Source organism: Devosia sp. P3_B2 (assembly GCF_056402875.1).
Genome location: NZ_JBFUGO010000026.1, coordinates 1 through 7563, shown reverse-complemented (window position 1 = coordinate 7563; position 7563 = coordinate 1). Strand labels below are relative to the sequence as shown.

The 7563-nt window shown below is 65.8% G+C and carries 5 protein-coding genes and 1 tRNA gene; 3 read left to right on the top strand and 3 right to left on the bottom strand.

Annotation, left to right across the window (positions count from 1 at the left end; genetic code table 11):
- Positions 1–578 precede the first annotated feature (578 nt).
- Positions 579–652 (bottom strand) — tRNA-Gln (locus tag AC1DV8_RS22865).
- Positions 653–915: 263 nt separating this feature from the next.
- Between AC1DV8_RS22865 and AC1DV8_RS22860 the strand changes: the two genes are divergently transcribed.
- Positions 916–2097, top strand: a complete 1182-nt coding sequence (locus AC1DV8_RS22860; protein ID WP_477159037.1) for a Ppx/GppA phosphatase family protein — start codon at positions 916–918, stop codon at positions 2095–2097.
- Positions 2097–2798: an RlmE family RNA methyltransferase gene (locus AC1DV8_RS22855; protein WP_477159036.1), complete on the top strand. Its 702-nt coding sequence runs from the start codon at positions 2097–2099 to the stop codon at positions 2796–2798. The genes AC1DV8_RS22860 and AC1DV8_RS22855 overlap by 1 nt, the downstream gene beginning before the upstream one ends.
- On the opposite strand, the gene AC1DV8_RS22850 is transcribed toward AC1DV8_RS22855, so the two are convergent.
- Together AC1DV8_RS22850 and AC1DV8_RS22845 are read right to left on the bottom strand one after the other, a co-directional pair.
- Positions 2799–4196 carry an MFS transporter gene (locus tag AC1DV8_RS22850; RefSeq protein WP_477152242.1) on the bottom strand — a complete coding sequence of 466 codons (1398 nt, stop codon included), beginning with the start codon at positions 4194–4196 and terminating at the stop codon, positions 2799–2801. It abuts the gene before it with no gap.
- A gap of 16 nt (positions 4197–4212) precedes the next feature.
- On the bottom strand, positions 4213–5580 hold the full coding sequence (locus tag AC1DV8_RS22845; RefSeq protein ID WP_477159038.1) for an MFS transporter: 1368 nt from the start codon (positions 5578–5580) through the stop codon (positions 4213–4215).
- A 212-nt stretch (positions 5581–5792) separates the two neighbouring features.
- Between AC1DV8_RS22845 and AC1DV8_RS22840 the strand changes: the two genes are divergently transcribed.
- Positions 5793–7109, top strand: a complete 1317-nt coding sequence (locus tag AC1DV8_RS22840; protein WP_477159035.1) for a hypothetical protein — start codon at positions 5793–5795, stop codon at positions 7107–7109.
- Positions 7110–7563: the final 454 nt, after the last annotated feature.

The following is a 7563-nucleotide window of genomic DNA, read 5'->3' as shown; positions in this document are numbered from 1 at the left end:
GACCGGGTGGGCTGCGGGTCGCTGCAGTTCAGGCGGAAACCATCACGGCAAGGACCGGTTCGCCGGTCAAGCCGCTATCACGCGAGGGTTGCTCGATGCGGAGTGGCCCAAGGGACGAAGCCTGGCACGCATGAGCCGGGCGGGAGCAAGGAAGGCGGTGCTGGCACTCCGGCCGCCTTCCGCGTTTCCCATCGTTCTCGCGATGCGGCAGGGGATGCGCCCCGGCACTGGTGGCATAGGCCCAAAACCCCGGCCGGCCGGCGAGGCGTGAGCCTCATTCATTCGCGGACTACCGCTACGGGGCAAACGCCTCGCCGGTCCCGCTTCGTCTTCCTCGAAAGGGGAAGGATCTTTGAAAACTCCGAAGCCGCAGGGCTGTCGGACCTGTTCGCTCGCCCGGAGCCATCCCCATCCACGGCGTCACCCCGGCGAAGGCCGGGGCCCATCCTGAGGTGCCTCGGCACCAGCACGAGCCGAACCACCTCAGGATGGGTCCCGGCCTGCGCCGGGATGACATCGAGTGTGTGGATGCGTCACGACCCATAGGCCGTTGGCACTCAATTTGAGGAAAGAGAGGCTGGCTGGGGAACCTGGATTCGAACCAAGATTGACGGAGTCAGAGTCCGCAGTTCTACCATTGAACTATTCCCCAAGCGCTAGGCCTGGATGCCGTCCGGCGTGACCGGCAGCATTCGGTGCGCCTTCTAGCGGCAATCGATCGTCTGATCAACACCCCTTTTGCGCCTCGCAGCGTTCATCCGGCGGTCACGCGCCGTTCAACTTTGCGGCAGATTCAGGGCGTTGCGTTGGCACGGATCATCCTCTACCCTCATCGGCGACACTGAAAATATGCCCGCGTCGGGCGCCCACGGCTTCGGCCGGCAGCCGGCGACCGCGCGGGGAAATGGAGCAAGGTTGACCGATCCCGATCGGTCCGCCGCCGCAGCCGGGACCGAGAGCCTGGAGCGGCACCGTGACGGGCAGGGCGCAGGCCCGGCCCCGACCACCGCGAATCCCGGGGGGCATCCCGGATCGAGCGGAGCGGAGCGGCGGACGCACCCCGCAGGCAATCCCACTTCGCGCCGGTCGCGAGGGCCGCTCTACGCGGCGCTCGACCTCGGCACCAACAATTGCCGCCTGCTGATCGCCCGCCCGCACGAGAACAGCTTTCGCGTGCTCGACGGCTTCACCCGCATCGTCCGCCTCGGCGAAGGGCTCTCCGTCACCGGCCGTCTGTCCGATGCCGCGATGGAGCGCACCATGGAGGCGCTCCGCCTCTGCCGCAACAAGCTGCGCGAGCACGAGCCCACCCGCATGCGCCTCATCGCCACCGAGGCCTGCCGTTCTGCCTCGAACGGCCCCGAGTTCATCGCCCGCGTCGAGCGCGAGCTGGGCCTGGTGCTCGAGATCGTCGACCGCCAGACCGAAGCCTCGCTCGCCGTCACCGGCTGCGCCGACCTGATCGAAGAGGAATCCGCGGGTGCCCTGATGTTCGATATCGGCGGTGGCTCGTCCGAGCTCGCCTGGCTCGATTTCCGCGGCGGCCGGCCGCGCCGGCAGGGCCGCATGTCCTCCTCCATCCGCTCCTGGCAGTCGCTGCCGGTCGGGGTCGTCTCGATCGCCGAGAAGTTCGGCGGCATTAACGTGACGGCGGAAACCTTCGAGGACATGGTCGATTTCGTCGCCGGCCAGCTCCGCCAGTTCCGCGGCCGCGAAAAGCTGCGCCAGATGATCGCCGAGCACCCAGTGCACCTGATCGGCACCTCGGGCACCGTCACCACGCTCGCCGGCCTCCATCTCGGGCTCGAACGCTACGAGCGCCAGAAGGTCGATGGCCTCTGGATGACCCGCGCCGATGTCGACGCCACCATGACGGCGCTGCTCGGCATGAGCTTCGACCGTCGCGTCGCCCACCCCTGCATCGGCAAGGACCGCGCCGACCTGGTGCTGCCCGGCTGCGCCATCTTCGAGGCGATCCGCCGCGAATGGCCGACCGAGCGCCTCCGCGTCGCCGACCGCGGCCTGCGCGAGGGCATTCTCATCTCGCTGATCGACGCCGACCGGTCCGATCGTGCCAATAACCGCAGGAGCCGCTGATGGTCAAAACCGGAGGCCCCGGCCGGCGCACCGAACTCAAGGTGCGCGTCAAGACATCGAAGGGCCGGAAGATCGGCTCCACCTTGTGGCTGCAGCGCCAGCTCAACGATCCTTATGTCGCCAAGGCCCGCGCCGAGGGCTACCGCTCGCGCGCCGCCTACAAGATCCAGGAGCTCGATGAGCGCTACAAGCTGTTCCACAAGGGCCAGCACATCGTCGACCTCGGCGCCGCCCCCGGCGGTTGGTCGCAGGTCGCTGCACAGATCGTCGGCTCGACGGATGAAAAGCCCCTGATCGTCGGCATCGACTATCTCGAGATGGCCCCGATCCCTGGCGTTATCCTGCTGCAAAAGGACTTCAACGACGAGGACGCCCCCGCGGCCCTGATGGCGGCGCTGGGCGGCCACAAGGTCGATATCGTGATGTCCGACATGGCGGCCCCCACCACCGGCCACCGCGCCACCGACCACATCCGCATCATCGCGCTGGTCGAGCTCGCCGCCGATTTCGCGGTGCGGGTGCTGGCGCCGGGCGGCACCTTCATCGCCAAGGTGTTCCAGGGCGGCACCGAGCATGAACTGCTCGCCATCCTGAAGCGGCACTTCGCCACCACCATCCACGCCAAGCCCAAAGCCAGCCGCGCCGACTCCGCCGAGACTTATCTCCTGGCCCGCGGCTTCAAGGGCAACGCGCCGGACTGATCACTCCGCCGGTGCACCGCTCTCGGCCCGGTGGCTGTGCATGTTCGCGGTCTTGGGCACGCGCAGGAAGATCAGCGCGGAGATCAGCGTCAGCGTCGCCATCACCCAGAAGGCAACGTGGAAATCGTTGAGATCAGGCGCGCCACCATGCAGCAGGTGCACGCCTTCGAAAATGCCGCCACCGATCGCAACGCCGAAGGCGAGCGACAGCTGCACGCTCACCTGGCTCAGCACATTGGCCTGCCCGGCATCCTTGTCGGCGACATCGGCGAAGATGAACGCATTGGTCGTCGTCCAGAACAGCGACTGGAAGAAGCCGGTGATCACCAGCAGCGCGAGCATCAGCGGGGTCGGCGTGTCGGGCGTGTAGAGCCCCATTGCCAGCACGCCGCCGGCGGTGATCGTACAGGCAATCACCAGCGCCTTGCGGAAGCCCAGCCGCGCGATGAAGCGCTCCGCCAGGAACTTCATGGTGAACGCCCCGACGGCCGAGGCAAAGGTCACCATGCCGCTCTCGAACGGGTTGAGGCCAAACGCAAGCTGCAGCATCAGCGGGAACAGGAACGGCATCGCCCCGGTGCCGAGCCGGAAGATCGTGCCGCCGATCATTGTCAGCCGGAACAGCGGCTGGCGGAAGATCCTGAGGTCGAGCAGCGGATACTCGGCGCGGCGGAAATGGAACCAGTAGGCGACCGCCGCCACAACGCCGAGGAACAGCGAGCCATAACCAAAGCTCGCGGGCAGCGCCGGAAGCGTCAGCACCGAGATACCGAATACGAGGCCGGCGAAGCACAACCCGGCGAGCAGGAAGCCGGTGAAATCCATCTTCCGCGGCTCGTTCCGGTGCCAGTCGGGCAGGTGCTTGTTGACGAGGATGATGCCGAGGATGCCAATCGGCACATTGATCAGGAAGATCCAGTGCCAGCTGGCGAAGGTGGTGATGAAGCCACCGATCGGCGGTCCGACAATGGGGCCGACGAGCCCCGGTATCGAAAGCCAGGCCATGGCATCGACCAGTTGCTGTCGCGGCGTGACCCGCACCAGCACCAGCCGCGCCACCGGCGTCATCATCGCCCCACCCATGCCCTGCAGGAATCGCGATAGGACGAATGTCAGCAACGAATCCGAGATGGCGCAGCACACCGATCCGGCCATGAACACGACGATCGCCCAGGCAAAGACCCGCTTGGCGCCGAACTTGTCCGCCATCCAGCTCGAAACCGGGATGAAGATCGCCAACGCCACCATGTAGGTGGTGAGCGCCAGTTTCAGCGCGATCGGCTCGGTGCCGATGTCGTGGGCGATGGCGGCGAGCGAGGTCGCGATGACAGTCGAGTCCATGTTCTCCATGAACAGCGCCACGGCGAGGATCAGCGGGGTCAGGCGGAGGGCGGACATCGGGTTTCGGACCTAATCAGAGTGTCGCCGGGACCGGCTTGGCGATGGGCTTCGCCTTGTGCCCGGAGACGTCGCTGCCGGCGTCGGGTGGCAGGCGCATGAACGGGATGGCGCTGCAGATGGCGACCGCCGCGACGACGAACCAGGCGATGTGGAAGTCGGCGAGGCCGAGGTCGCCGCCATGCATGTTCGAGGCGATCTCGAGCGAGCCACCTGCGACCGCGACGCCCGCCGCGACGCTGAGCTGCTGGCTCACCGCGTTGATCGCGGTAGCCTGACTGGCCTGCGCTTCGTCGACATCGGCGAACACCAGGGCATTGACGCCGGTGAAGAAGAACGAGCGCGTCAGGCCGCCGAATAGCAGGGAGGCCATAAGCAGCCAGTGCGGCACGGCCGGGGTGAAGAAGCCGTTGACCGCAAGGAAGGTGCAGCCGAGCAGTGCCGTGATCATCAGGGTGCGCGGGAAGCCGAAGGCGGCGTAGAGCCGCTCGGCGCCGAACTTCGAGAGGATCGCGCCGATCGCGGCGATGAAGGTGGTGAGGCCGGATTCGAACGGCGTCAGCCCGAAGGTCAGCTGCAGCATCAGCGGCATCAGGAACGGGAAAGCGCCGATGCCGATGCGGAACAGCGAGCCACCGATGATGGCGTTGCGGAACAGCGGCAGCCGGAACATCCTGGGATCGAGGATCGGGAACTCGGTCCGCTTGGCGTGACGGAGATAGAGCAACCCGGCGATCACCCCGACGACGATTGAAGCGTAGCCGGCGACCGTCGGGATGGCTGGCAGGCTGATCACCGAGAAGCCGAACATGATGCCGGCGAAGGTAACGGCCGAGAGGGCCAGCCCGGGCACGTCGACCGGCCGCTCGTTGCGGCCTTCGACAGCGTTGAGGAACTTGGTGACCAGCACCAGCCCGATGATGCCGATCGGGACGTTGATCCAGAAGATCCAGTGCCAGTTGAGGTAGGTGGTGAGGAAGCCACCCAGTGGCGGGCCGGTGATCGGGCCGATCAGTGCCGGGATGGTGAGCCAGGCCATGGCCGACACCAGCTCGTTGCGCGGCGTCGCCCGCACCAGCACCAGCCGCGCCACCGGGGTCATCATCGAGCCGCCGATGCCCTGGAGGAAGCGCGACAGGACGAACGTCAGCAGCGAATCCGAGAAGGCGCAGCAGATCGAGCCGGCCATGAACACCACGATGGCGACGCGGAAGATATTCTTGGCTCCGAATCGGTCGGCCATCCAGCCCGAGAGCGGGATGAAGATGGCGAGCGCCACGAAGTAGGCGGTGAGCGCCAGCTTAAGCGAGATCGGCTCGGCGCCGATATCGGCGGCGATCGCGGGCAGCGAGGTCGCAATGACGGTCGAGTCCATGTTTTCCATGAACAGCGCGACCGCGAGGACGAGGGGGATGATGCGCAAGGGGGAGCCTCGAACGAGGCACAGTTAGGATTGAAACTATCGGCAAGAGCTTTACGGCGCGTGGGGTCGCAACGCAACACGTACCTCTGGCCTATGATAGCTGTGGTCCTAACCGATTGACCCTCCAGCCCAACACGTGGCTTATAGAACAGGGATTTTATTCGGGTTGATCCATGAAAAGCTTTTCGTCGTCGAGCTTCGCCAGCAGTCATGCCGAGGCGCTCGACCTTGCCTTTGCAGCAGTTCAGAAGAACCCGCAGGCGCTGTTCACTAACTTCCAGTGGTTCCTGTTTGCCGGCAAGGACACCATCTTCTTCACCGCCTTCTCCAAGGAGAAGTTCGACAAAGCGAAGCTGAAGGAACTGGTGGCGCAGGTCGTGGGCCTTGCTCCGCAGTTGACGCATGGCTTTGTTGGCGCCCGTCCCGGTCATCCTTTCACCGAAGCCCAGCTCGACGCGATCACCTCGGTAGAGATGGTCGACAGTTTCGACGGCTACCCGGACAAGTGGCTGAGCAAGAGCGCCGACATCTTCGATCATCCTGACCTGCCGCTGTTCCGCTTCATGGCGGCGACGCTGAAGGACGGCCCGGACGCCGAGGGGCGAATTTCTGTGATCCAGGTGCGCGCCGCGCACTGCGTGCTCGAGGGCTCGGACTCGGCGCTCTTGTCGCGCTCGCAGACGGCGGGGCACGGCATCCAGTCCAACAAGGCCAACAAGGTCAGTTTCGGCGCGCGCTTCAAAGGTGCGCTGCAAGCCGGCCTCGGCGTAGCACTGCACCTGTTCTTTGCCCACATCCTGTCGCCGGCGGAGAAGCCCTGGGGCTTCAAGACCCTGGCGCTGTGCCGCGACCGCCTGCGCCGGTTGGCCAGCCTGCTCGGAGTGCGTCAGCGTTCGCTGTACTTCGCCATCGTCACCCATGCGCTGCATTCCGACACCGACCGGCGGCTCAACGAGGCGGTGATCGCTGCCGCCTACACCATGCTCGATACGCGCCGTACCGAGGCCGACGACGATTTCTTCCGCGTCCGTGCGCTGGAGGCGAAGTTTCCCTATGCGAAGGACTTCGTCGAGTACGTCCAGTCCGTCGACAAGGTGGTCAGCGAGATCGAGAACAAGGACATCACCTCGTACCAGGTCCGCGTGCTGGCGCTGTTCGCCATGCACAGGAAGCTCCACCAGTTCTTCTCGTTCCTCTACGGCGCTCGCTTCTGGCGCTTCTCGGGCCGCATCGACACGGTGCTGACCCTGGTGCCGCCGCACCGCACGCTCGGACCGGTGACCCAGTGGATGATGGAGCCGATCTATTGCGGCGCCTGGCACTCGGCCACCAACATCGCCACCTTCTGTCCCGGCCGCGAGTACATGACGCTGAACTTCTCGATGGAGCAACGGCACATCGACCGCGTCGACCGTATCGAGCAGTTGATTGCCGAGGTCGAGGCGATGGACCTGCCGGAGCCGGTGAAGGCTGTGGACGTCGAGGCGTAGCGGCACCCCGCTTCCTCCGGCCGGTGGGTGGGTGAGCGCGCCGCTAACCGCAGGTCAAGCTGATGCATCCGACAGCCCACCGGGCTTCGGAGTTTTCAAAGAGCTCTTCCTCGTGATCGAGGAAGACGAAGCGGGACCGGCGAGGCGTTTGCCCCGTAGCGGTGGTCCGCAAATGAAAGAGGCTCACGCCTCGCCGGCCGGCCGGGGTTTTGGGCCTATGCCACCAGTGCCGGGGCGCATCCCCTGCCGCATCGCAAGAACGATGGGAAACGCGGAAGGCGGCCGGAATGCCAGCACCGCCTTCGTTGCTCCCGCCCGGCTCATGCGTGCCAGGCTTCGTCCCTTGGGCCACTCCGCATCGAGCGACCCTCGCGTGATAGCGGCTTGACCGGCGAACCGGTCCTTGCCGTGATGGTTTCCGCCTGAACTGCAGCGACCCGCAGCCCACCCGGTC

Bases quoted from the DNA above. Each gene is read 5' to 3' on its own strand.
- AC1DV8_RS22850 (WP_477152242.1), bottom strand. From the start codon at position 4,196: ATGTCCGCCCTCCGCCTGACCCCGCTGATCCTCGCCGTGGCGCTGTTC.
- AC1DV8_RS22855 (WP_477159036.1), top strand. From the start codon at position 2,097: ATGGTCAAAACCGGAGGCCCCGGCCGGCGCACCGAACTCAAGGTGCGC.
- AC1DV8_RS22845 (WP_477159038.1), bottom strand. From the start codon at position 5,580: ATGGAAAACATGGACTCGACCGTCATTGCGACCTCGCTGCCCGCGATC.
- AC1DV8_RS22840 (WP_477159035.1), top strand. From the start codon at position 5,793: ATGAAAAGCTTTTCGTCGTCGAGCTTCGCCAGCAGTCATGCCGAGGCG.